Source organism: Paraburkholderia sabiae (genome assembly GCF_030412785.1).
GTDB classification, from domain to species: Bacteria; Pseudomonadota; Gammaproteobacteria; order Burkholderiales; family Burkholderiaceae; genus Paraburkholderia; species Paraburkholderia sabiae.
This window is the reverse complement of the sequence record NZ_CP125295.1, coordinates 3343697-3365380: the sequence shown is the minus strand read 5'-3', so window position 1 is coordinate 3365380 and position 21684 is coordinate 3343697. Positions and strand designations below refer to the sequence as shown.

General features: G+C 61.2%; 19 protein-coding genes. 12 read left to right on the top strand and 7 right to left on the bottom strand.

Features of this window, described 5'->3' with window-relative positions; genetic code table 11:
• Positions 1-190: 190 nt before the first annotated feature.
• The 3 genes from pcaB to QEN71_RS15100 are packed head-to-tail and all read right to left on the bottom strand — an operon-like array spanning position 191 to position 4149.
• Entirely contained in the window at positions 191-1561 is a 1371-nt protein-coding gene (gene pcaB / locus QEN71_RS15110; protein ID WP_201651223.1) for a 3-carboxy-cis,cis-muconate cycloisomerase, read from the bottom strand.
• A gap of 52 nt (positions 1562-1613) precedes the next feature.
• Positions 1614-2780 (bottom strand): mandelate racemase/muconate lactonizing enzyme family protein, encoded by a 1167-nt coding sequence (locus tag QEN71_RS15105; RefSeq protein ID WP_201651222.1) that lies wholly within the window; start codon positions 2778-2780, stop codon positions 1614-1616.
• Between the two features lie 25 nt (positions 2781-2805).
• On the bottom strand, positions 2806-4149 hold the full coding sequence (locus QEN71_RS15100) for a cation:dicarboxylate symporter family transporter (protein WP_201651221.1): 1344 nt from the start codon (positions 4147-4149) through the stop codon (positions 2806-2808).
• Positions 4150-4381: 232 nt separating this feature from the next.
• On the opposite strand from QEN71_RS15100, the gene QEN71_RS15095 reads away from it, so the two are divergent.
• The 3 genes from QEN71_RS15095 (at position 4382) to QEN71_RS15085 (ending at position 8119) form a co-directional block, all read left to right on the top strand.
• Positions 4382-5107 carry a GntR family transcriptional regulator gene (locus QEN71_RS15095; RefSeq protein ID WP_223957079.1) on the top strand — a complete coding sequence of 242 codons (726 nt, stop codon included), beginning with the start codon at positions 4382-4384 and terminating at the stop codon, positions 5105-5107.
• Between the two features lie 27 nt (positions 5108-5134).
• Positions 5135-6148 carry an AraC family transcriptional regulator gene (locus QEN71_RS15090; RefSeq protein ID WP_201651219.1) on the top strand — a complete coding sequence of 338 codons (1014 nt, stop codon included), beginning with the start codon at positions 5135-5137 and terminating at the stop codon, positions 6146-6148.
• A 180-nt stretch (positions 6149-6328) separates the two neighbouring features.
• Positions 6329-8119 carry an acyl-CoA dehydrogenase gene (locus QEN71_RS15085; protein WP_201651218.1) on the top strand — a complete coding sequence of 597 codons (1791 nt, stop codon included), beginning with the start codon at positions 6329-6331 and terminating at the stop codon, positions 8117-8119.
• A 543-nt stretch (positions 8120-8662) separates the two neighbouring features.
• Here the strand turns inward: QEN71_RS15085 and QEN71_RS15080 are convergent.
• Complete coding sequence (locus QEN71_RS15080; RefSeq protein WP_201651217.1) at positions 8663-9004, bottom strand: helix-turn-helix domain-containing protein; 342 nt, start codon at positions 9002-9004, stop codon at positions 8663-8665.
• Positions 9005-9104: 100 nt separating this feature from the next.
• On the opposite strand from QEN71_RS15080, the gene QEN71_RS15075 reads away from it, so the two are divergent.
• The 3 genes from QEN71_RS15075 to QEN71_RS15065 all read left to right on the top strand — a co-directional run bounded on the left by QEN71_RS15075 (position 9105) and on the right by QEN71_RS15065 (position 10701).
• Positions 9105-9926: a hypothetical protein gene (locus QEN71_RS15075; RefSeq protein ID WP_201651216.1), complete on the top strand. Its 822-nt coding sequence runs from the start codon at positions 9105-9107 to the stop codon at positions 9924-9926.
• Between the two features lie 217 nt (positions 9927-10143).
• Positions 10144-10374 (top strand): hypothetical protein, encoded by a 231-nt coding sequence (locus QEN71_RS15070; protein WP_201651215.1) that lies wholly within the window; start codon positions 10144-10146, stop codon positions 10372-10374.
• Between the two features lie 69 nt (positions 10375-10443).
• Positions 10444-10701 carry an H-NS family nucleoid-associated regulatory protein gene (locus tag QEN71_RS15065; RefSeq protein ID WP_201651214.1) on the top strand — a complete coding sequence of 86 codons (258 nt, stop codon included), beginning with the start codon at positions 10444-10446 and terminating at the stop codon, positions 10699-10701.
• A gap of 16 nt (positions 10702-10717) precedes the next feature.
• Here QEN71_RS15065 and QEN71_RS15060 read toward each other — a convergent pair whose 3' ends face one another.
• Together QEN71_RS15060 and QEN71_RS15055 are read right to left on the bottom strand one after the other, a co-directional pair.
• A complete protein-coding gene (locus QEN71_RS15060) occupies positions 10718-11482 on the bottom strand; it encodes a response regulator (protein WP_201651213.1) in 765 nt (254 codons plus the stop codon).
• Positions 11475-13019: an ATP-binding protein gene (locus QEN71_RS15055; RefSeq protein WP_201651257.1), complete on the bottom strand. Its 1545-nt coding sequence runs from the start codon at positions 13017-13019 to the stop codon at positions 11475-11477. The genes QEN71_RS15060 and QEN71_RS15055 overlap by 8 nt, the downstream gene beginning before the upstream one ends.
• A gap of 283 nt (positions 13020-13302) precedes the next feature.
• Here QEN71_RS15055 and QEN71_RS15050 point away from each other — a divergent pair, with 283 nt between their 5' ends.
• Positions 13303-14127: a response regulator gene (locus tag QEN71_RS15050; protein ID WP_201651212.1), complete on the top strand. Its 825-nt coding sequence runs from the start codon at positions 13303-13305 to the stop codon at positions 14125-14127.
• A gap of 75 nt (positions 14128-14202) precedes the next feature.
• Here QEN71_RS15050 and bamA read toward each other — a convergent pair whose 3' ends face one another.
• Entirely contained in the window at positions 14203-16512 is a 2310-nt protein-coding gene (gene bamA / locus QEN71_RS15045) for an outer membrane protein assembly factor BamA (RefSeq protein ID WP_201651211.1), read from the bottom strand.
• Between the two features lie 309 nt (positions 16513-16821).
• Between bamA and QEN71_RS15040 the strand changes: the two genes are divergently transcribed.
• The 5 genes from QEN71_RS15040 (at position 16822) to QEN71_RS15020 (ending at position 21683) form a co-directional block, all read left to right on the top strand.
• Complete coding sequence (locus QEN71_RS15040; protein WP_201651210.1) at positions 16822-17001, top strand: hypothetical protein; 180 nt, start codon at positions 16822-16824, stop codon at positions 16999-17001.
• Entirely contained in the window at positions 16994-17302 is a 309-nt protein-coding gene (locus QEN71_RS15035) for a hypothetical protein (protein WP_233471828.1), read from the top strand. Before QEN71_RS15040 ends, QEN71_RS15035 begins: the two co-directional genes overlap by 8 nt.
• A gap of 71 nt (positions 17303-17373) precedes the next feature.
• On the top strand, positions 17374-19629 hold the full coding sequence (locus QEN71_RS15030) for an LPS-assembly protein LptD (RefSeq protein WP_233471835.1): 2256 nt from the start codon (positions 17374-17376) through the stop codon (positions 19627-19629).
• Positions 19630-19751: 122 nt separating this feature from the next.
• Positions 19752-20603, top strand: a complete 852-nt coding sequence (locus tag QEN71_RS15025; RefSeq protein WP_201651209.1) for a hypothetical protein — start codon at positions 19752-19754, stop codon at positions 20601-20603.
• 177 nt (positions 20604-20780) lie between these two features.
• Positions 20781-21683, top strand: coding sequence for a glycosyltransferase family 9 protein (locus QEN71_RS15020; RefSeq protein WP_201651208.1), 903 nt, complete (start codon positions 20781-20783; stop codon positions 21681-21683).
• Position 21684: the final 1 nt, after the last annotated feature.

Genomic DNA, 21684 nt, shown 5'->3' with positions numbered 1-21684 from the left:
TGTCGCTGACGATTCGGCCGGCTACGCGGCATTGAGTCGAGACAAGCGAACTGATTAAAGCATCGACGTGTGAAGGCTCGGCGTCAGAGTCCTTACGAAATATTGTCGCGAGTATTGAGGTATGTGACGGACCGCAATCTGCGATCTGGCGGTGAATGAAGCCTGGGCGTCGGACGGCACGCCCGAGCTTTCAGATCTCGCTCGACAATGCGACCGCGCGATCCACCATCTGCGGCGCAAGTCCAAGGTAGTTGGCGGGATCGGTCATACGGTCGATTGCCGCGCGATCGAAGTGCTTCGTCACCTCGGGCAGTGCGGCGAGCGCTTCGGCGAGCGTGCCGCCGTGTTCGTTGACCGTCCGGCACGCATCGTACACGATGTCGTGCGCCTGCTGACGTCCTGTATATGGCGCCATCTGCATCATCACGGCTTCGGCAACGATGAGTCCCTTGCTGATGCCGAGGTTGTGTTTCATCCGTTCTGTATCGACGATCAGTCCGCCGAGCGCGAACTTCGCCTGATGCAGCGCGCCCGACGTCAGAATGAAACTCTCGGGTATCGCGATCCATTCGGCGTGCCACGGTCCCGTCGCGCGCTCGAAGTCCTGGATCATCGCGTCGATCATCAACCCTGCTTGCTGGCGCACCGCTTTGGCTGCGGCGAGCATGAGTTCGCTCGAAATCGGATTGCGCTTTTGCGGCATCGTGCTGCTCGCGCCGCGTCCTTTGACGAACGGTTCGTACACTTCGCCGAATTCGTTCGACGCCATGATCATGATGTCGGTCGCAATCTTGCCGAGCGAGCCGGTGACGAGCGCGAGCAGATTGACGGCTTCCGCGAATCCGTCACGCGCGACGTGCCATGTCGTCGCGGGCACGCCGAGTCGCAGCTCGGCGGCGAGCGCACGCTGCACGTCGAAGCCCTTGTCGCCGAGCGACGCGAGCGTGCCCGCTGCACCCGCGAACTCGACGACGGCCACGCGCTGGCGCAATTCGCTAAGGCGCTGCTGATGACGGTCGAACATCGCGAGCCAGATCGCCGCCTTATAACCGAACGTAACGGGCAAGGCTTGCTGCAAATGCGTGCGGCCTGCCATCGGTGTATCGCGATGCTTCTTCGCGAGATCGACGAGAATGCCGCGCAATTCGCGGATGTCGGCATCGATCGAATCGAGCGCGTCGCGCACCTGAAGTGCGACGGCCGTATCCATGATGTCCTGCGTCGTCGCGCCCCAATGCACGTAGCGCCCTGCATCGCCGCACATAGCGACGAGCTGACGCACGAGCGGCAGGATCGGATAGCCGACGATATCCGTCTCCTCGCGCATATGATCGAAGTCGACGCGATCGATCTGCGATTCGCGTGCGATGGTTTCGGCGGCATCGGCGGGAATCACGCCGACGTGTGCTTCGGCTTTCGCTAGCGCGACTTCGACATCGATATAGCGCTGAATCAGCGCGTGATCCGAAAAGATCGCGCGCATTTTTGCGGTGCCAAACGCGTCGCGAAACAGGATCGAATCGACGACGGTACTGGAAAAGGGAACGTTACGGCTGTTCATGACGGTCCTGGTCTTGCAAGAGAAGTGGGTCGAATACGATGCGCGCGCGATATCAGCCGGCAAGCTGTGCAAGCCAGGGACGCAGTCCGTCCTTCTCTTCGAGCCCGAAGCCCGGCGCATCCGTCGGACGCACGCGGCCGCCGCCGACGCCGCAGCGATCCGGATAGCCGCCGAACGGCTGGAACACGCCGGGATAAGCCTCGCAGCCGCCGAGTTCGAGTCCTGCTGCAACGTGCATGTTGATCAGATGTCCGCCATGCGGATGCAGCTGATTGCGGTTGAAGCCGCGCTGCTCCATCACGTCGATCATCCTGGCGAATTCTGTGAGGCCATAGCAAAGGCCCGTGTCCATCTGGAAGATATCGAGGCCGGGACGCATGCCGCCGAACAGCGTCAGGTTGTTGACGTCCTGCACCGAGAACAGGTTTTCGCCCGTCGCAATGCGGCCTGAATACGCTTCGGCGACTTGCCGGTTGAGGTCGTAATCGAGCGGATCGCCGATCTCTTCGTACCAGCGCAGCGCGTAAGGCGTGATGGCTTTTGCGTAGTCGAGCGCAGTCTGCAGATCGAAACGCCCGTTTGCATCGACGGCCAGCCGTTGTCCATCGCCGACAACTTCGAGGGCCGCTTCGATACGCGCAACATCGTCCTCAAGTGAGGCGCCGCCGATTTTCATCTTGAACGTTTCGTAGCCCATCTCCTGATAGCTACGCATTTCGTCCTGCAAGCGTTTGATGCTGTCGCCCGGATAGTAGTAGCCGCCCGCTGCATACACGGTCACGCCTTCGCGATTGCCTTTGCGCTTGAAATGGCGGGCAATCGTCACGTGTGCAGGCTCGTCGGCGAGCTTCGCGTTCAGATCCCACACGGCAAGCTCGATGGCCGCTGCCGCCGCCGCGCGGTCGCCATGACCGCCCGGCTTTTCGTTGCGCATGATGGTCTGCAGCACTTTGGCCGCATCGAAGAACTCGCCCGATTTATCCAGCAGCGATTCGGGCGCAGCGGCTTCGAGGCGCGGCATCATGCGGTCGCGCAGAATGCCGCTCTGTGCGTATCGACCGATCGAATCGAATGCAAAGCCCGTGACGGGTTTGCCGTTGCGGATCACATCGGTTTGCAGCGCGACGAGCGACACCGTGTGCTCCGAAAAATTGACGTACGCATTCGCGACGTTGCCTTCGAGTAGAACCGACACTTCCCTGATAGCCGTAATACGCATTGCTTTTCTCCGCTGATACAAGAATTCAGATGACTTTGCCGACGGTCGTCCCGAACACGCGGCGGTATTCTTCGCGCGCCGCATCCGGATCGAATTCGCCCGTCGACTTCGCGATGACGAGCGTGGCGACGCTGTTGCCCATCGCGTTGCAGATACAGACGGCCTGCGACGTGAAGCGATTGATGCCGAACAGAAGCGGCAAGCCTTCGATGGGCAAGAGGCCCGATGCCGTCACGGTGGCGGCGAATACGATGAACGTGCCGCCCGAAACCGTCGCTGCGCCTTTCGATGTGAGCAACATCAGGACAAGCAGCCCAAGCTGCTGATGCAGATCGAGAGGAATGCCGTACGCGTTCGCCAGAAACATCACGCACAAAGGCATATAAACCGAGGTGCCGTCGAGGTTGAATGCGTAGCCTGTCGGCAGCACGAGCCCTGTGGTTTGACGCGAGCAGCCAAGGCGTTCGAGCTTTTCGAAGAAGCGCGGCAGCGCGCTTTCCGACGAAGCCGTCGCGAACAGCAGAAAGATTTCGTCCTTGAAATAGCGGAGAAATCTGAAGACATTGAAGCCATAGAGCCGCAGCACGATGCCGAGTACGACCACGACAAAGAACGCAAGCGACAGATACAGCACCAGCAACAGATAACCGAGCGAGAGAACGGCATTCATGCCGCTGCTGCCGATAGCGAATGCAATCGATCCAAACGCGCCGAGCGGCGCAAACTTCATGATCACGTCGACGAACTTGAAGAAGAGATCGGACATCCGGTTCAGCGCGCCTTCGACGCTCGCACGCTGCTCGTTGTTGAGCATCAGCAACGCTGCGCCGAGACCGATCGAAATGACGAGTACCTGAAGCAGTGAACCGTTCGCGAACGCGCCGACGAAGTTGTCGGGGAAGATCGTCAGGATGAAATGCTCGAACGACGTGAAGCCGCCTTTGCCGTATTGCGCGTGCGCTGCCGCGGCGGCATCGGCGTTTTGCGTCAGATGCATGCCCGTGCCGACGCCTGAGAAGTTCGCGATGACCATCGTGATCGCAAGCGCGATGGTCGACACGACTTCGAAGTAGATCAGCGCGCGCAACCCGATGCGGCCGACGTTCTTCAGATCGCCGGCCGCGGCGATGCCGAGCACGACGTTCAGGAACACCAGCGGCGCAACGACCATCTTGATCAGCCGCAAGAAGATATCGCCGAGGATCTTCATATCGACGGCAAGCTTCGGCGCGATGAAGCCGAGCGCCAGCCCCAGCACGATGCCCGCCACGATCTGAAAACCGAGCCTCAGATAAATGGGCGGCCGGCGTTTGGCTGGCGCGCTGTGCTCCATGGTCGGGCTTCCTGCAACTTCGCTGTGCTGGGCCATTCGTGTCTCCGTCTGGACGGCGAGCCGCGCCGGATCGCGCGCCCTATATTGTCCGTACATATTCAATAAGTACGGACAATATGCCTCGTCCTTGGGAGCGTCAACCCAGGGTTACAACGGATGCCGCGCATCCGCCGACGCCCGAGCCCGGCGCGGGGCGCCAACGCATAAGGCTCGCGTTACAATCGCGCCGTGGCCCGAAACGGCATGGCTGAGGCGAAAGAGCACACGCATGAAACCCCGATACGCGGAACTGGCCGAGGAACTGATCCAGGCAATCGGCGCAGGAAAGTTCGAGGTTGGATCGTCACTTCCGAGTGAAGTCGACCTGTCGGAACAGTACGGCGTCAGCCGTGCGACTGTTCGCTCGGCGCTGGAGCGCGTTCAGGAACTCGGGCTGATTTCGCGCCGCAAGCGTGCGGGCATTCGTGTCGAGTCAGCGAAACCGAAGGCGGCGTTTTCGCACAATATGTCGAGTGTCGAAGACCTCGTGCAGTTTGCGGTCGTGACGGAGCGGCATGTGCGCTCCGTCACGGAACTGTCGGCGAGTCCGTCGCTTGCCGGCAAGCTCGGTGTCGATGCGGGCACGCGGCTGCTGCGCGTCGAAATGCTGCGCGTCGATCCGTCGAAACCGGATGCGCCGCTGTGCTGGACGGATGTTTATCTCGAGGCCGCACTGGGCGCCGGCATCAAACGCGAATTGCGCAACAGCACGGGGTTGATCTGCGACATGGTGGAGCGGCGCTTCGGGCGCTCGGTGCACAACGTGCGGCAGGAAATCAGGGCGATCGGCGTGCCTGACAATCTCGCCGAACCGCTTGGCGTGAAGCCCGATTCTCACGCGCTGGAAATCGTGCGGCGCTATCTGGATTCGCGCGGACTCGTGTTCGAAGCGACGGTCAGCGTGTTTCCCGCCGACAGATACTCGTATGCGCTGGAATTGATGAGGCAGGGTTAGCGCGGCCCTTTGCACCCGACCATAACAATGCAAGCGCCCAGCGCCACCGTCCCCATCTCGCTCGTCAACGGGTTTCTTGCCGCCGCCGGCGCGCAACCCGATGTCGTGCAGCGCTATCTCGCGCAGGCCGGCATCACGCCCGAACTGCGTAGCGCATCGGGCGCGCGCGTGACGGAAGAGCAGTTCTCGACGCTCTATCGCACGCTCGCCATCGAACTCGACGACGAAATGCCCGGCATTTTCAGCCGGCCGCTACGCAGCGGCACACTGAAATTTCTTTGCCTGAGCCTGCTCGATGCGTCGAATCTGGACACAGCACTACATCGCTTCTGCCAGTTCTTTCATATCGTGCTCGACGACTTCCGTTTCGAGTCGCGTCGTGACCATCTGATGGCGCAGGTCGAACTGCGTCCGAACGCGGCGTTTGGCGGCATCGGGCCGCTGGGCCAGGAACTGATGCTCAAGCTCGCGCATGGCGTCGCTTCATGGCTGATCGGACAGAAAATCCCGCTCCTGCAGGTCGATTTCGCGTGTCCGCAGCCGCCGCATGCATTCGATCACCGCTATTTCTTTTCCGGGCCGGTGCGCTTCGGCTGTGACGCCACGCTGATGCGCTTCAGCGCCGCGTTTCTCGATATGCCGATCCGCCAGAGCAAGCGCAACCTGCGCAAATTTCTCGCCCGTTCGCCGGGCGAGTGGATCTTCGAATCGTTCAGCGAGCAACGCGTGAGCCATCGCGTGCGGCAGTATCTTGCTGGCGAATTGCCCGATCTGCCGACCATCGACGAGGCCGCGAAGAATCTGAATTGCTCGGTGCGCACGTTGTGCAGACGGTTATCGTCGGAAGAAACGACGTTTCAACTGCTCAAGGACGAACTGCGTCGCGATATCGCGATCCAGCGTCTGACCGACACGCAGGACGCGATCGCCATGATCGCGGGCGATATCGGATTCGACGATCCGAGCGCGTTTCATCGCGCGTTCCGTCACTGGACGGGCAGCACGCCCGGAACCTATCGGCGGCCTGTTCAGGCTGGGTAAACCCAGGTGGGACGGGCATCCCCCCAATCGAAGTGGCCAGATTTGTCAGTACCCGGGCCGGTTTGGACAGTCAGCGCGCGGGATATGCCGGTACGATCGACACGTACTGTCACCGCTCGGTCTCTCCTGTTTCGGGCGTCGTGGCACTGATCCACTGAATGCCTGATTGGAAGAATCACCATGACTTACATCGCCCCCGTCAAAGACATGCTGTTCGTGCTCGAAGAACTGAGCGGCATCGACGAAATTGCGAAACTGCCCGGCTTCGAGGAGGCGGGTCTCGAAACGGCACAGGCCGTGCTCGAAGAATCCGCGAAGCTGTGCGGTGAGGTGCTGGCGCCGCTGAACGTTGAAGGCGACCGCAATCCGAGTAGCTGGAAGGACGGTAAGGTCACGGCGACGCCCGGTTTCGCCGATGCGTTTCGCCAGTTCTCCGCGGGTGGTTGGCAAGGCGTGCAGCACCCTGTCGAATACGAAGGGCAGGGGCTGCCGAAGCTGATCGCGACGGCGTGCATCGAAATGCTCAATGCGTCGAATCTGTCGTTTGCGCTGTGTCCTTTATTGACCGACGGCGCAATCGAAGCGCTGCTCACCGCAGGCAGCGAAGCGCAAAAGCAGACCTACGTGCCCAAGCTGATCTCCGGCGAATGGACGGGCACGATGAATCTCACCGAGCCGCAAGCCGGCTCCGATCTCGCGATGGTACGCACGCGTGCCGAGCCGCAAGGCGATGGTTCGTACAAGGTGTTCGGCACGAAGATTTTCATCACGTGGGGCGAACACGACATGGCGGACAACATCGTGCACTTGGTGCTCGCGCGCACGCCCGATGCGCCCGAAGGCGTGAAGGGCATTTCGCTGTTCCTCGTGCCGAAGTTTCTTGTGAACGAAGACGGCTCGCTCGGGGAGCGCAACGATGTGCATTGCGTGTCGATCGAACATAAGCTCGGGATCAAGGCTAGCCCGACTGCTGTTCTGCAGTTCGGTGATCATGGTGGCGCAATCGGTCATCTGATCGGCGAAGAGAATCGCGGCCTCGAATACATGTTCATCATGATGAACGCGGCGCGGTTTGCGGTCGGCATGCAGGGTGTGGCCGTCGCGGACCGTGCGTATCAGAAGGCCGTCGCGTATGCGAAAGAGCGCGTGCAGAGCCGTCCCGTCGATGGTTCGGCGAAGCAGGCCGTGTCGATCATTCATCACCCCGATGTGCGCCGGATGCTCTCGACGATGCGCGCTTTGACGGAAGGCTCGCGTGCGCTCGCGTATGTCGCCGCATCGCACAGCGACGTCGCGCATCATCACGCCGACGAAGCGAAGCGCGCAGAGCATCAGGCAATCTACGAATACCTGGTGCCGATCGTGAAGGGTTGGAGCACGGAGCTTTCCGTCGATGTGGCGAGCCTCGGCGTGCAGGTGCACGGCGGCATGGGTTTCATCGAGGAAACGGGTGCGGCGCAGTACTACCGTGACGCACGTATCCTGCCGATTTACGAAGGCACGACAGCGATTCAGGCGAATGATCTTGTTGGTCGAAAGACTTTGCGCGATGGCGGCGCGGTTGCAAGCAAGCTGCTCGCGGGCATCGCACAGACGGTCGAAGCACTGAAGCAGCAGAAGGGCGCAGCATTCGAGTCGATGCAAAAGCATCTGTCGCGTGGACATGATGCGTTGCAATCGACGGTAGCATTCGTCGTGGCGAATGCGAAGAGCGATCCGAACGCGGTGTTTGCTGGCAGCGTGCCGTATCTGAAGCTCGCGGGGATCGTGCTGGGCGGCTGGCAGATGGCGCGCGCGATGCTGGCCGCGCAGGCGAAGCTCGACAACGACAGCTCGTTCTACGGCGCAAAAATCGCAACTGCGCAATTCTTTGCGGAACACGTGCTGCCGCAGGCAGTGGCGCTCGAAGCATCGATCGTCAGCACGAAGGGCGGCGAAGGCGTGCTGGCGCTGCACGAAGACCAGTTCTGAAATCGGAGAAGCCTTGTTCAGAAGACCCGCAGACCGAAGCGCGTCAGACCGGAGTCATCTGATGCGTTGAACTGAACGCATGCGAATTCGATGCGAGTCAGTCCGACGCGCCGTCAAGCTTTGTCAAGAGTGCATCTGTAATGTGTACGTCAGCATGCAGTGACCGTAGACTTGAATCACGACGCGTCGATCAACGGTTCTGTTTCTGTCTACCTGAAAGGGCAACTCAATGAAAAGGTTTGCTGTCGTAGCTTTGCTCGCGTCGTCGCTTCTCTCTTTTGCGCAGACGGCTTTCGCCGATTCGGATTCCGAGTGCACTTATTCCATGCGCTGTGACAAAAGCGGCTGCCACCCGAGCCAGTCCTGTCCCGGCGATATCTGGGCTCTCTAACTCGCCGAAAAGCTACATCGCGGAATGATTCCGCGTTCACACCAGGCCGCCGATACACCATCGGCGGCCTGGTCGTTTCGATAACGGCTTCATCATTCTGAGCAACGCGGCAGCTTGTTCGACTGCCTCATCGTCGCACCTCAAAAGCGCACTCACTCCACCTTCGCGCTCAATCCCTTCAAGCCCTTGATCACGACGAGCAACGCGCGGCCGTGCTCTTCCGAGCCGTCCCACGCGTCGACGATCGCATTGCGCAGCAGTTCGTTGTAACCGCCTGCTCGCGCGCCCGCATGGCGCGCCTCCACACCGTAGAAACTGCATAGCTTATTGAATGACGCGCTCCGGCGTATGCGTCGTCCTTTCGACAGCCGCAATCGCGATACGGTCGGCTGGCTCACCCCGGAAAGCCTCGCAATTTCGCTGGACGAGCGCGTGTCCGCCATCAACCGGCGTAACAGATCCTGTACGGGAAATTCGCTCTTCGGGGCTTCCATTCCATGCATTATATCTATACATTAACGCTTGTTGAATGGATGTCACCTATCGCCGATGGCTCGCGAGGTTGCGAGTCGAAAGGCCGTCCCGAGGAAGTTGATGACACTGAAGCACCTACCGCCCACGTTCTGCTGGATCAAGACAGGCACCGAATCCAGCGAGGAACTCCCCACCATCGTTCTCCAGAAAGAATGGGAGCGGCGGCTGGGTGGCGGGCGCTTTCTGTGGGGCGTCGGCCAGCCGCTCGGCAATAGCGCGCAGGTCGCGGCGCATCGCACGGGCTCGCTGCTCGCGCTTTTTTCTCCGGCATCGAGCAAGCCTCGTCCCAGCGGACGCAAGCGCGAAGACATGGTGTTGTGGAATGCGTGGGTCGACAGCGCGGGCCAGGTGCGGCAGTTGCCGCCGCATGCGTTCATCGTCAGCCGCTCGGTGCTGCCGTCGGGAAGTAAGAGGGAGCAGCACTACGCACTGGTTTGCTCGTCGCCCACCGAACTGAGCATGGGCACGCGGCTGCACGTGTATCCGGAGCATCTGCGCAGCGTCAGCACGGGCAAGCCGCTCGGCGCCGCGCAAGCCACGGCCGTCGTCGATTGCATCGCGCGTGCGGGCGAGCAGAGCGGCAAGCGTTACCCCGTCGCTCTCGCGGTCGAACTGGATGCGCCGTATGTCGTGCGCCTCACGCAGCCTTGCGTTCTCAAGGCGCGCGATTTCGCGGAGGTCAACAAGGCCACGCGCGACGGCGACTTTGCCGCGTTCATCGAGCTGGTCGGACGCTTGCGCACGCGCCCGCCGCAAGAGCGCGTGCGGGGCTTCACGCGCGACCTCTTCGAGACGCCGCCCGTCGAAGCCATGGCTGCATTCAACGCGGCGCATGCGCAAGGAAGTTTCCCGGAGAATACTGCCCGCGCGACGGGCGCATAAAACCTGGGAACACTGAATATGCGGTACTCGCGCATAAAAAATGCGCACATTTGTTGCAGTTCAGACCTGGCGTTCTGCGGCGTGCGGAGAGAAAATCGATAGCGCACGGCTGCGGGTCACGGTCGTGCATCAGGTCCGATCAGAGTCGTCGGCGCGCAGCGTTCCGCAGGCGCGCAATCCACGCTTTCGCAAGCTCAAACCAGATGGAGGAATGCCTATGTCGGCAGTCTTGCACTCGCGGCAGGCTCAGGCCGCGAAGCGTTTTGTCGAAGCGACGCGAAATGTCGATCAGGCGTTTCGCGCCGTGCGCCGCGATCCCGAAGATGGCGTGTCCGCCGACGAACACGCGGCCGCTGTCGCGCAACTCGATCGCGCGCTCGACGAACTTGCCCGCGCGCAGGCGCTGTTCGATTCGGTGGTTCGCATCGACGCGCGGCGGCGCAATTGAATCCGCCCGTCATGGCTTCGCCCGTACGAATGGATTGCTGATCTCGTCACACTTCGAATCGCACGAGCAATGTCTACTTCAATCGCAAAACTCGATGGCCAGGCGCGGGAACGCCTGATCGCGTGGATCCAGCACCGGATGGAAGAATTCGGCATCACGGTCGACGCGCTCCAGCGCTCGCTTGCCGAGGACGAACAAAGCGTACGCGCCATCCGCTATCAGGATGCAATGGGCCATGTCTGGGACGGACAGGGCGATCTGCCCGAATGGCTGCGCCGCGCGGTCGCGTCGGGCCAGAGCATCGACTTCTTCCGCTGCGAAGGCTAGAGCGACCGCCTGAGCATCAGGCTGCGCCGCCGTCGTCGTGACCTTCCTGCGGCACGACTTCCAGCCGATAACCCACGCCGTAAATCGAACGGATCATGTCGTGATCCGGCCGCACCGTCTGCAACTTTCGGCGCAGATTCTTCACGTGTGAATCGACGGTACGATCCGCGACCACGCGATGATCGTCATACAGCTGCCGCAGCAAATGGTCGCGCGAATAGATGCGGCCGGGCGTCGAATGCAGCAGGGCCAGCAGCCTGATTTCGATCGGCGTGAGATTGAGATCCTTGCCGTCGAGCGACGCGACGTGCCGGTCCAGATCGATCGACAAACCGCTCACCGCCGGCTCCGCACCCGCGCCGCGCGGCGCGCCCGACAGCGCATCGATCCGACGCAAAATCGCCTTCACGCGCGCCACCACTTCACGCGGACTGAACGGCTTGCACACGTAGTCGTCGGCACCGAGTTCGAGGCCTAGCAAACGGTCGATTTCATCGACGCGCGCCGTCAGGATGATCACAGGCACATCCGAAAACGTGCGCAATTCGCGGCAGATTTCGAGTCCGCCGCGCCCCGGCAACATCAGATCGAGCAGAATCAGCGAAGGCGGATTGGCGCGCACGGAAGCGATCACGTCGCGGCCGTCGGCGATCACGTGGGTGTCGAAGCTCTCGGCGCGCAGATAGTCGGTGAGCAGCGCGGACAGCTTCGGCTCGTCTTCGACGATCAGCACCGAAGCGGGTGACCGGGCAAATGAATGGGCAAGTGAATGGTCAGTCATCTTTGGCTTCAAACGTAGCGAACCGCACGGCGATCCACAGTCCTCCGAGCGGCGAACGCAACGCGTCGATCGTGCCGCCATGCTGGCTCACGATATGTTTGCACAACGCGAGCCCGAGTCCGGCGCCGCCGCTCTGGCGGCTGCGCGACGCATCGACGCGAAACAGCCGGTCGAACAGATGCGGCAGCAAAGGCTCGGGCACGGCGGGATGCGAGTCCTGCACGTCGATGTGGATTTCGCGCTCGTGCCGCGCGACGGCGACGCGCACCTTGCCGCCTTCATCCGTATAGCGCAGCGCGTTTTCGAGGAGGTTCTTCATCAGCTGCGTCAGACGGTACGGGTCGCCGAGCAGGACGACGCTCGCTTCGCCGATATCCGTTTCCAGCGCGATCTTCTTGTCGGCGAGACGGTCGCGGAACGATTCGGCGGCCGCTTCGACGATGGGCGCCACGTCGAGCCTGACTTCCTCGAATGACAGCTCGCCGATATCGGCCAGCGACAGTTCGTACAGGTCGTCGATCAGCTGGCTCAGCAGCGCGACTTCCGCCTGCAGCGACGCGAGCGTCGTGCGGTTCGGTTTGCGCACGCCGTCTTCGATCGCCTCGAGTTCGCCGCGCAGCACGGCGAGCGGCGTGCGCAATTCATGCGAAATATCCGCGATGAAATTGCGGCGCGAGCGTTCCGCATTGCCGAGCGAGATCGCGAGACGGTTGAAGTCGGCGGCGAGATCGTGCAGTTCGTCGCTGCCCGTGTCAGGCACGCGAATCGAATAGTCGCCGCTCGCGAGGCGATGCGTCGCGAGCACGAGGCGGCGCACGGGCGCGAGCAGCACGCGCGCGAGCACGACGGCGACACACGCGGCCAGCAACGCGGCGAATCCGACGATGATCCACGTCGTGCGAACCTGCTGCGCCTGAAATTGACGGTCGGCGGAATGAAACAGCACTTCCGGTCCGGCGACGACCAGCCAGCCGATCACCTTGCCATCCACCGTCAGCGGTTCGCGCGGCGTATCGGGCGGCGGCGGCGGGCCCTTTTGCAGCACGCTCTGCAGGTTCACGTCGTAGACCCGGAACGGTGGATGACGTCCGCCCTGCGGACCCATATCAGGGCCCATGCCCGGACCCTGGCCCGGCCCCGGCATGCCGCGCATGTCGGGCGGCGCGCCGGGATCGCCGGGCGGCGGGCCTTGCTGTGCGGCGTTGCCGGCGTTCATGCCCGGCGCGTCGTCGGGCGGCGGGCCATCGTGCGGCGCGTTCATGTCGGACGGACCGGGCGGCATGCCTGCGTCGGCGAGTTCGGGAATGGTGGCCACGGCCGTTGCCTGGGTTCTGGCGAAATCCCAGCTACGGTGTTGAGTCCAGGCGGTTTCCAGTTCCTGCTTCAGGCGTGTGGAATTCGAATGCGACTGGCGCTGCAGATAGCCGAGGAAGCCCTGTTCGAAGCTCCAGCGCACGGCGAGACCCATCGTGACGGCCACGAGTATGCAGGCCGCCGAAATCGCGACGAAGAGCTTCGACGTGATGCCGACTCTCATGGCGAGTCCCCACGGCCGCCGCTTTTCATGCTTCACACCTGTTTTTCCCTGTCGACCAGATCGGACGTCGCGGCGAAGGCCGGCGCCCGTAGGCTGGTTGCTGTCGAATTAGCCGTCGAACTAGCTGTCGATTAGCTGTCACGCCGCTATTGTGACGCGAGCGGCGCAAGTACGGACGACCGTTCGGCAATCTCCACACATTCTCCTTATTTTTCACCGTCTTGCCTCCACAGTTGCTCTCTATCATGGGCACCGTTCAAATGGGAGAAGGACGGAGTACACCATGACCATCCATCTGCTCGTCGTCGAGCCGAATCAGGAAAGCCGCGACGTGCTGCGCTCGCATGTGCAGCAGCACAAGATCGAGATGTCCGTCCTGTACAACACGGAGTCGCTCGAGCGGCGTCTCGAAGTGGAAGTGCCTTCGTTGATTGTCATGCGTCATAGCTTGCCGGAAGTGGACGGACTGGCTGCGCTGCGGCGCGTGCGTTCGCTGGGCTACGATCTTCCCGTGATTATCGTCAGCAAGTCCGACGATGTTGTCGACAAGGTGCTCGCGTTCGAACTCGGCGCAAACGACTATGTTGTCGATCCGCACGATCCACGCGAGATGATTGCGCGAGTCCGCAACGCGCTGCGTTCGGGCGCGCCGTCGCATGCGCCGCTGAATATCGAGCGCGAGCCGATCTCGTTCGACGATTTCGACGTCGACGTTGCCGACCGCGTGCTCACGCGCGGCGGCGTGGAAGTGCCGCTGCGCAGTACGGAATTCGCATTGCTCGTGGTGCTCGCTTCGCATCCGATGAAAGTGCTGTCGCGTGTGCGTATTCTCAACATGTTGCGCCGACATTGCAGCGTGACGGAACGCGGACTCGACGTCGTCGTGTTCAGATTGCGGGCCGCATTGAAACTGTCGCCGACGGGGCGTCAGTACATCAAGACGTTGCGCGGCGAGGGCTATATGTTCGCACCGGATGATGCGCTGCCGAAGCACGCATCGGATGAGCATGCGCACAGCGAAGACCATACGCGCATGCTCGATCTCGCGGGGCCTGTGATTGTGGATGAGCGGATGCGGTTTGAAGGTGCGGCGCGGCTTGCGGTGTAGAGAGCATTTCTTCGTATCGTTTTGCCAGAAACAAAAAAGCCCGCTCGAAAGCGGGCTTTTTTGCATCGCTGCATTTCAAAACGACGTCCCGATCTGAAACTGGAACACCTGGTACTTGTCATTCTGATGCCGCACGAGCGGGAAGCCGAGCGAGAGCTTGAGCGGACCAATCGGCGAAATCCACTCGAGTCCAGCGCCATAGCTGTATCGCAAGCCGTTCGCGCCTGTGCTGTTGCCTTCGTTGCCCCACACGTTGCCCGCATCGAGGAAGGTGAAGACACGCAGCGTGCGATCCCAGCCGCTGCCCGGCAGCGGGAACGTCATCTCGACATTGGCGACGACCATCTTCGAGCCGCCGATCGAATCGCCCGTCGACGAATCGCGCGGTCCCAGCGAACTCGATTCATAGCCGCGCACCGAACCGATACCGCCTGCGTAGTAATTCTTGAAGATCGGATACGCCTTGCCCGCGAAGCCGTTGCCGTAACCGGCCTGCAAATTGAGGCCCAAAATGAAGCCGCGCGCGAACGAGTAGTAATACTGGCTTTGAATATCGGCCTTGTAGTACTCGGTTTCGCCCGCCGGAGTGCCGACTTCGCCATTCGCCTGCAACATGTAACCGCGGCTCGGCACGAGCACGCTGTCGCGTGCATCGCGTGACCAGGCCGCCGTAACGGGCACGTTGTTGACGACGCGGCCGAATTCCTTCACGTAGTCGAGATACGCTTGCGGCGTCGACGAATCGGTATTGAAGCGATCCTGCTCGATGCCGAGCCCGAAGTAGACGGTATCGATCTCCGAAAACGGAATGCCGAACTTCAGGTCCGCGCCGAGCGAGACGATACGAAAGCTCTCGTCATTGCTGTAGTACAACGGATAACTCGTGCGGTAGTAAACATCCGATATGCGCTTGATGCCGTCGACAGTGAAGTACGGATCCGTCTGCGTGACGGACAGCGTGCGATACGTTTTTGCCGTATTCACGTTGACGGCGAGACTCGTGCCCGAGCCGAACACGTTGTCCTGCGACACGCCCGCCGACAGCACTACCTTGTCCGACGAAGAAAAGCCCGCGCCGAGCGTGATCGCGCCCGTCGGCTTTTCCGACACCTTGACGTCGACATCGACCTGATCGTCCGAACCCGGCACGGGCACCGTCGTCACGTCGACATCGGTGAAATAGCCGAGACGGCTCACGCGATCCTTTGACAGCGTCAACCGGTTCGAATCGAACCACGAGCTTTCGAGCTGGCGCATTTCGCGGCGGATCACTTCATCGCGCGTGCGCGTGTTGCCTTCCACGTTCACTTGCCGCACATACACACGCTTGCCGGGATCGACCTGCAACGTGAGATCGACGGTGTGCTTATCAGGGTCGATCTGCGGCACGGCGTTGACGGTCGCGAAGGCATAGCCGTATTCGCCGAGCCGATCCACGACGGCCTTCGTCGTCGCCTTGAGCCGTTCTTCCGAGAACTTGTCCCCGGGTTTGATGGCGACCAGTGCCTTCAGTTCGGCTTCGCGATTGAGCATATCGCCCGCGAGACGGATACCCGTGATCGTGTACGGCTCGCCTTCGTGCAGGTTGAGCGTCAGATACATCTCCTTCTTGTCGGGCGTCAGCGAGACCTGCGTCGAGTCGATCCTGAACTCCAGATAGCCGCGATTCAGATAGTACGAACGCAGCCGGTCGAGATCGGCGCCCAGTTTCTCTTTCGCGTAGAGATCGTTCTTCGTGTACCAGGAGAACCAGTTCGGCGTCGACAGTTCCATTTCGTCGCGCAGCGTGCTTTCCGAAAACACGTGATTGCCGATGAAATTAATCTGCCGGATCTTCGCGTTCGGTCCTTCGATGACGGAGAACAGCACCGACACGCGTCCGCTGTCGATCGGCGTCGTCGTGGTCTGCACTTCTGCTGCGTAGTAGCCGCGCGTCAGATATTGCCGCTTCAGTTCCTGTTCGGCCTTGTCGATCAGCGCCTTGTCGAAAGGACGGCCGCGCGACAGACCGACGGCACGCAGCGCCTTCGTCAGATTGTCTTTCTCGAACTCGTGAATGCCCGCGAAATCGATGTCTGCGATCGCAGGTCGCTCGATCACGCGCACCACGACGACATCGCCATCCAGTGACACGTTGACGTCGTTGAAGAGACCCGTGTCGTAGATCGCGCGCACGGCTTGTGAGGCTTTGTCGTCGGTGAAGACGTCGCCGCGCCGGATGGGCAGATTGGCGAGCAGCGTGCCCGCCTCGATGCGCTTCAGGCCTTCGAGCCGGATGTCCTTCACGACGACGGACTCGTCCGCATGCGCGAGCGAGGGTGTCAGTGCCGTTGCATAGACCGTGATCGCACTGGCGAGACAGATAGTTGATGCTCTTTGTTTCATCGAAGATCTTGTTGAGAACCCGCTTGAGTAGCGACAGGGTTCGATGCGCGCGAGGGCAAACCGGACGCGACCGACTGTGGAAAGCCGCGAGTATAGGAACGGGACCCCTTGCGCGGGGTTACGCCGAACTTTCTGAATATTTGTTGCTTCGTGAAAGGAATGACGCAACGCCAAGCACGGACGCGTGCTGCAATGGAGATGCCGTGCAGGCGAGGAAAGTTGCCGCTAAGAATCGGTAGGGTCGCGGTAACGCGTTGAAGGCGAAGGTGGCGGTATCGTGCCGTCTCCACCAACCTTCGCCTCTTCGCCATGCTCGAACATATCGATCCCGCCGTACTGGTTGCTGTGTTGCGCGCCAGCTCCGCACCGCTTTTCTCCGCCTGGATGGCACGGGCCGCTTCGTATGAACCGTGGGTCGAAGACACGCGTGCGCAACCTCAAGGCGAAACCGACGTGAACGCAAGTGCGGCCGAGGTGCTGCATGTCTGAGAACACAACACACGTCGTCGACACGATCACCGATCTTCAGTTGACGGAAGACGGCCTCTATCTGCTGCTGCACGGCAATCAGCCGACGACGGCGATTCATCGTTCCGTGCTCTATCATCTGCTGGTCGCGCTGCCGAATGCCATCGAACATTCGGACCGCGTGATCAACAGGAACGATCACACGGCCTTCGCGTATCAGAGCTATGGCTGGGAGATCGGGCGGCTCAACGGAACGGAGGTCGCAGTTCTTCGCTTCCGGCTCGCGTCCGCCCGTCAATCAGACGCCACGATTTCGCTTTGATATTCCGACGAGAAGTCCAGGGCCTCGCAATCAGGCCCATTGCCGCATTGGTGTTCTGCCTGCTGGCGCCCATGCCCGGTTACGCGCAACTTGCCGGCGACGCTGCCAGCGCCGAACGTCTGTCCGATGCATGGAGCTTGCGGCTCGCGCCTCAACTCGCTGAAACACCGAATCAGCCGGATGTGAAGCCGATAACGTTCGCACTGGGCGACAACGTGACAGGTACCGTCGACACCGACGTATCGCTGAAGGGCGACGCCGAACTGCGCCGCTATGGATTCGTCGTCAAAGGCGATGCGCTGCATTATGACGTCGACCGTGATACAGCCGACGCGGTTGGCCACGTCGGCATTGTGTCGAAAGGGGACGAGTTTAATGGGCCGTATGGTCAACTGCATGTCGATGCAAACGAAGGCTTCATTGCGCAGCCGAAGTACCGCTTCTATCTGAGCGGCGGTTGGGGCAGCGGCGCGCGCGCGGATCTGCTCGACAACGAGCGCTCGAAGATCGTAGACGGCACGTACAGCACCTGTGCATGCGAGACGAACCCGGCGTGGTACATCCGCGCGTCACAGTTCACGATGGACAGCGGCGCGGACGAAGGCGTCGCGCACAACGGCGTGTTGTACTTCCAGAACATTCCCTTGCTCGCGAGTCCGTGGCTGTCGTTTCCGCTCGATGGCGCGCGACGCAGCGGCCTGCTGTCGCCGACGTGGTCGATGAGTTCGAAGAATGGCGTGGACATCACCGTTCCTTACTACTTCAACATCGCACCGAACTACGACCTGACGATAGCGCCGCGCTACATGTCGAAGCGCGGCGAAATGCTGAGTGCCGACTATCGGTATCTGACCAGTACCTCGGCCGGTTCGCTTTCCATCGCGTGGCTGCCGAACGACATGATCACGCACGAGCGCCGCTATTCGATCGACCTCGATCACGTCTGGAACATCGGCTCCGGCTTCAGCGCGTACGTGAATTACAACCGTGTGTCGGACGCGAATGTCTCGACCGATCTCGGTTCGGGCAGCGCTTTTCCGACCAGTTCCACCACGCTCTATCAGCAGGAAGCGGGCGTCAGATACAACAGCGGACCGTGGTCGGTGCTGGCACGCGAGCAGCACTGGCAGTCGTTTTCCAGCGATACGACGTATAACCGCGAGCCGCAGGTCAACGTGCATTACAACCGCTACGACGTCGGCGGCTTCGACTATGGATTCGAGGCCGATGCAACGCGCTTCACGCTTTCTTCGGACGATGCGACGCAAGGCACGCGTTTCGTGTTCAATCCTTTCGTCAGCTATCCGATCGTGCGGCCGGGCTGGTTCTTTACGCCGACCATCAAGTGGCATTTCGCGTCGTACGATCTGACTTCGATTGCATCCGACGCGCCCGCAGGCCAGCCGCGCAATGTGAACGTGAGCATTCCGACGCTCACGCTCGATTCGGGCATGACGTTCGAACGCGCGGTGAGTCTCTTCGGCAGGTCTTATATCCAGACGCTCGAGCCGCGCCTCTTCTATGTCTATACGCCATATCGCGATCAAACCTATGTGCCGCTGTTCGATACGACGGAAGCCGATTTCGGTCTCGGCGAGCTGTTTCGCGACAATGCGTTCGTGGGCAATGACCGCGTGTCCGATGCGAACCGCGTGACGGCCGCGTTGACGTCGCGCTTCATCGATGCGGCAACGGGCGACGAGCGCGCGCGCTTCGTCATTGCACAGCGCTACGATTTCCGTCAGCCGCGCGTGACGCTCTACGACACGGAAAGTACGGCGAACGTCGCGCGCACCAGCCTGATACTCGGCAGTTCATTGAAGGTCGCGACGGACACGAACATCGAGAACGCGCTGCAATACAGCCAGGCGAACAACTATCTGACGCAAGGTTCCGTCGGCCTCGCGTGGTCGCCCGCGACGGCGCATGTGTTCAACGTCGCGTACCGCTACACGCGTGCGAACACGACGCTCGATTATCAACCGGTGAACCAGATCATCGTATCGGGTCAATGGCCGTTGATGAAGAACGTGGCGAGCGTCGCGCGCGTCAATTACGACATGAGCACGCACCGCCTGATTGCGGGCCTTCTCGGGGTGCAATACGACGCGCAATGCTGGTCGCTCGCATTGGCGTTCGAAAAGTACACGAACTCGACGGGCAGCACGACGCCGAGCACCGGCACGCGCGTGATGATGCAACTTCAGCTGAAGGGACTGTCGCGCAGCGATCGCGGCCTGCTGGATCAGTTCAAGGCCGACGTGCCCGGCTATTCGTCTGCGCCCGCCGATGATGCGCCTGTTTCGCGCTTTAGCGACTATCAGTAAACAGCGAGTCAGCAGCGCGCCAGGCGGCGGAAATTTTGCGTAAGGCGCGCGACGGATACAAGACCGTTACGGCATGCGAATTTGATGCAGTATGTGACGCTTTCCAAAGACGTCAATTCGCCATGCAAGTCGTCGTCTGCCTGACTTCGTTCAATCGCACGGACTGCGCGCGCATTTCGATGGAAATCGTCAAGCTGAACTGGCCGCGCAAGTGGCCTGTCGTGCATGCATGCGCGGACCCGGCCTATACGCGCTACATCGAAGACATTCTGGTGATGCGCGAGCCCAAACCGCTGACACGCGGCGCGCTCGATCTGCTCGTTGCATCGATGCAGACAGCCGTCGAGAAGCTCAAGGCAGACTACATCGTTCATCTCGAAGCCGATACGTGGGTCTTCGATCAGAACGTGATCCTGCGCTATCTGGAAAGGCTGGATGAAGATCCGCACGCGATGATTGCCGCGTCGTCGTGGAGCACGGATCGCGTGCCCGAATGGAGCCGTTCACACGATCCACGGCGACGCTTGCGCGCCCGTCTAGCACTGCTGTTGAGGCGCGTGGGATCGCGTTATGGCATTCGCGACCGGAAGTCTCTTTCGACGCAGTTCTTCATCGCGAAGAGCACGCCCGCCATGCTCGATCTGCTGCTGTCTTTGCGTCCCGACGATGGCGACATCCTCGAAAAGCTCCTGTATGAAGCGGTAACCGGGCGCTTCGGTCATCGCGCGGTGCTGGGCATGCACGAACGTGAACCCGTGCACCCGCAATTCAGGGACGTGTGCGAACCGCTGAGTCTCGTGTGTCATCACTGGCCGAGTGCAGCCGACGCGCCCGGTCCTGATGCGTTCGACCGCTTGCGCGGCAAGAAGGAATGGCTGCAAGCCGCCAGGCTGACCACGCATGGACCGCACATGAAGCGCCTTTTGTCGGAAGCGGATCTGCGCTACTACAACGGCGACGCGAAGCGCACGTAGTGCACGTGCGCTGCTTGCCGGGAAATGCGCAGAAAGTTTTCATGAATCTCATGTGACAAACGCAAACCTATAATCGCGCTGAAATCGCATTGACGTCATGGACAGCAAGGTCTGTGACGTCGCGGCAAGGATGTCATCCGGGCGTCGGATCCACGTCATTCATTGAGAGCAACAACCATGCAGCACGCTAACGAGCCGGTTTTGAACGTAGCGGTGACGTCGTCACCTGCGTTGGGCGACTCGCTGCTGCTGATGACCGTCGCGCGCAATCTGCAATTGAGCGGCAAGCGGGTGACCGTCTTCAGCGCGCACATGAACGCGTTACGCGCATGGTTTCCGGGAATGGACATCCGGCCTGCTCTCAACGACGACGATGTGAACACGCTGCTGCCGTCATTCGATACCGTCATCCAGCTTCACGCCGACCGTCCTGTGCTGCGTCTCGAACAACGTCATCCGAACGCGATCGTGCTCGAACATCTGTGCCGCGCGCGTTCGCCGGAAGCGATGGCGGCGCGTCTTGCGCACTATTGCCGCGAGTCGCTGCGCCTGCATCACGCAGAGGCGGGCAACGGTCTTGCGGTGCCGGCGGGGCTGAAGCATCGCAAGCATGCGCTGCGTGTCGCGATTCATCCGACGGCCAGTACGGACGACAAGCGCTGGCTCGCGCCGCGCTTCCTGAGCCTTGCGTTGCGCCTGAAGTCGAAGGGCTTCGAGCCGCACTTCATCGTGAGCGACGGCGAACGCGCCGACTGGGAACACGTTCAGCAATATGGCATCGGTTTGCCGCGCCTCGGTTCGCTCGACAACGTTGCTGCATGGCTCGTCGAATGCGGCTGGTTCATCGGCAACGATTCGGGCATCGGTCATCTCGCCTCGTGTCTCCAGGTGCCTACGTTATCGCTATTCATGCGCAAAGGTATCGCGCGAACGTGGCGTCCGGGTTGGGGCGCAGGCAAGGTGCTGGTCGGCGGCGCGTGGCTTCCCACTGGTCGTCTCAAGGAGCGTTGCTGGAAATACGCGCTGTCGGTGAACCGCGTGCTGCGCGTATTCGATCAGCTTCGACGCGAGGCGGCCTGAT

Coding starts and splice junctions, on each gene's coding strand:
- pcaB (WP_201651223.1), bottom strand. CDS start 1,561: ATGAACAGCCGTAACGTTCCCTTTTCCAGTACCGTCGTCGATTCGATC.
- QEN71_RS15105 (WP_201651222.1), bottom strand. CDS start 2,780: ATGCGTATTACGGCTATCAGGGAAGTGTCGGTTCTACTCGAAGGCAAC.
- QEN71_RS15100 (WP_201651221.1), bottom strand. CDS start 4,149: ATGGCCCAGCACAGCGAAGTTGCAGGAAGCCCGACCATGGAGCACAGC.
- QEN71_RS15095 (WP_223957079.1), top strand. CDS start 4,382: ATGAAACCCCGATACGCGGAACTGGCCGAGGAACTGATCCAGGCAATC.
- QEN71_RS15090 (WP_201651219.1), top strand. CDS start 5,135: ATGCAAGCGCCCAGCGCCACCGTCCCCATCTCGCTCGTCAACGGGTTT.
- QEN71_RS15085 (WP_201651218.1), top strand. CDS start 6,329: ATGACTTACATCGCCCCCGTCAAAGACATGCTGTTCGTGCTCGAAGAA.
- QEN71_RS15080 (WP_201651217.1), bottom strand. CDS start 9,004: ATGGAAGCCCCGAAGAGCGAATTTCCCGTACAGGATCTGTTACGCCGG.
- QEN71_RS15075 (WP_201651216.1), top strand. CDS start 9,105: ATGACACTGAAGCACCTACCGCCCACGTTCTGCTGGATCAAGACAGGC.
- QEN71_RS15070 (WP_201651215.1), top strand. CDS start 10,144: ATGTCGGCAGTCTTGCACTCGCGGCAGGCTCAGGCCGCGAAGCGTTTT.
- QEN71_RS15065 (WP_201651214.1), top strand. CDS start 10,444: ATGTCTACTTCAATCGCAAAACTCGATGGCCAGGCGCGGGAACGCCTG.
- QEN71_RS15060 (WP_201651213.1), bottom strand. CDS start 11,482: ATGACTGACCATTCACTTGCCCATTCATTTGCCCGGTCACCCGCTTCG.
- QEN71_RS15055 (WP_201651257.1), bottom strand. CDS start 13,019: ATGAGAGTCGGCATCACGTCGAAGCTCTTCGTCGCGATTTCGGCGGCC.
- QEN71_RS15050 (WP_201651212.1), top strand. CDS start 13,303: ATGACCATCCATCTGCTCGTCGTCGAGCCGAATCAGGAAAGCCGCGAC.
- bamA (WP_201651211.1), bottom strand. CDS start 16,512: ATGAAACAAAGAGCATCAACTATCTGTCTCGCCAGTGCGATCACGGTC.
- QEN71_RS15040 (WP_201651210.1), top strand. CDS start 16,822: ATGCTCGAACATATCGATCCCGCCGTACTGGTTGCTGTGTTGCGCGCC.
- QEN71_RS15035 (WP_233471828.1), top strand. CDS start 16,994: ATGTCTGAGAACACAACACACGTCGTCGACACGATCACCGATCTTCAG.
- QEN71_RS15030 (WP_233471835.1), top strand. CDS start 17,374: ATGCCCGGTTACGCGCAACTTGCCGGCGACGCTGCCAGCGCCGAACGT.
- QEN71_RS15025 (WP_201651209.1), top strand. CDS start 19,752: ATGCAAGTCGTCGTCTGCCTGACTTCGTTCAATCGCACGGACTGCGCG.
- QEN71_RS15020 (WP_201651208.1), top strand. CDS start 20,781: ATGCAGCACGCTAACGAGCCGGTTTTGAACGTAGCGGTGACGTCGTCA.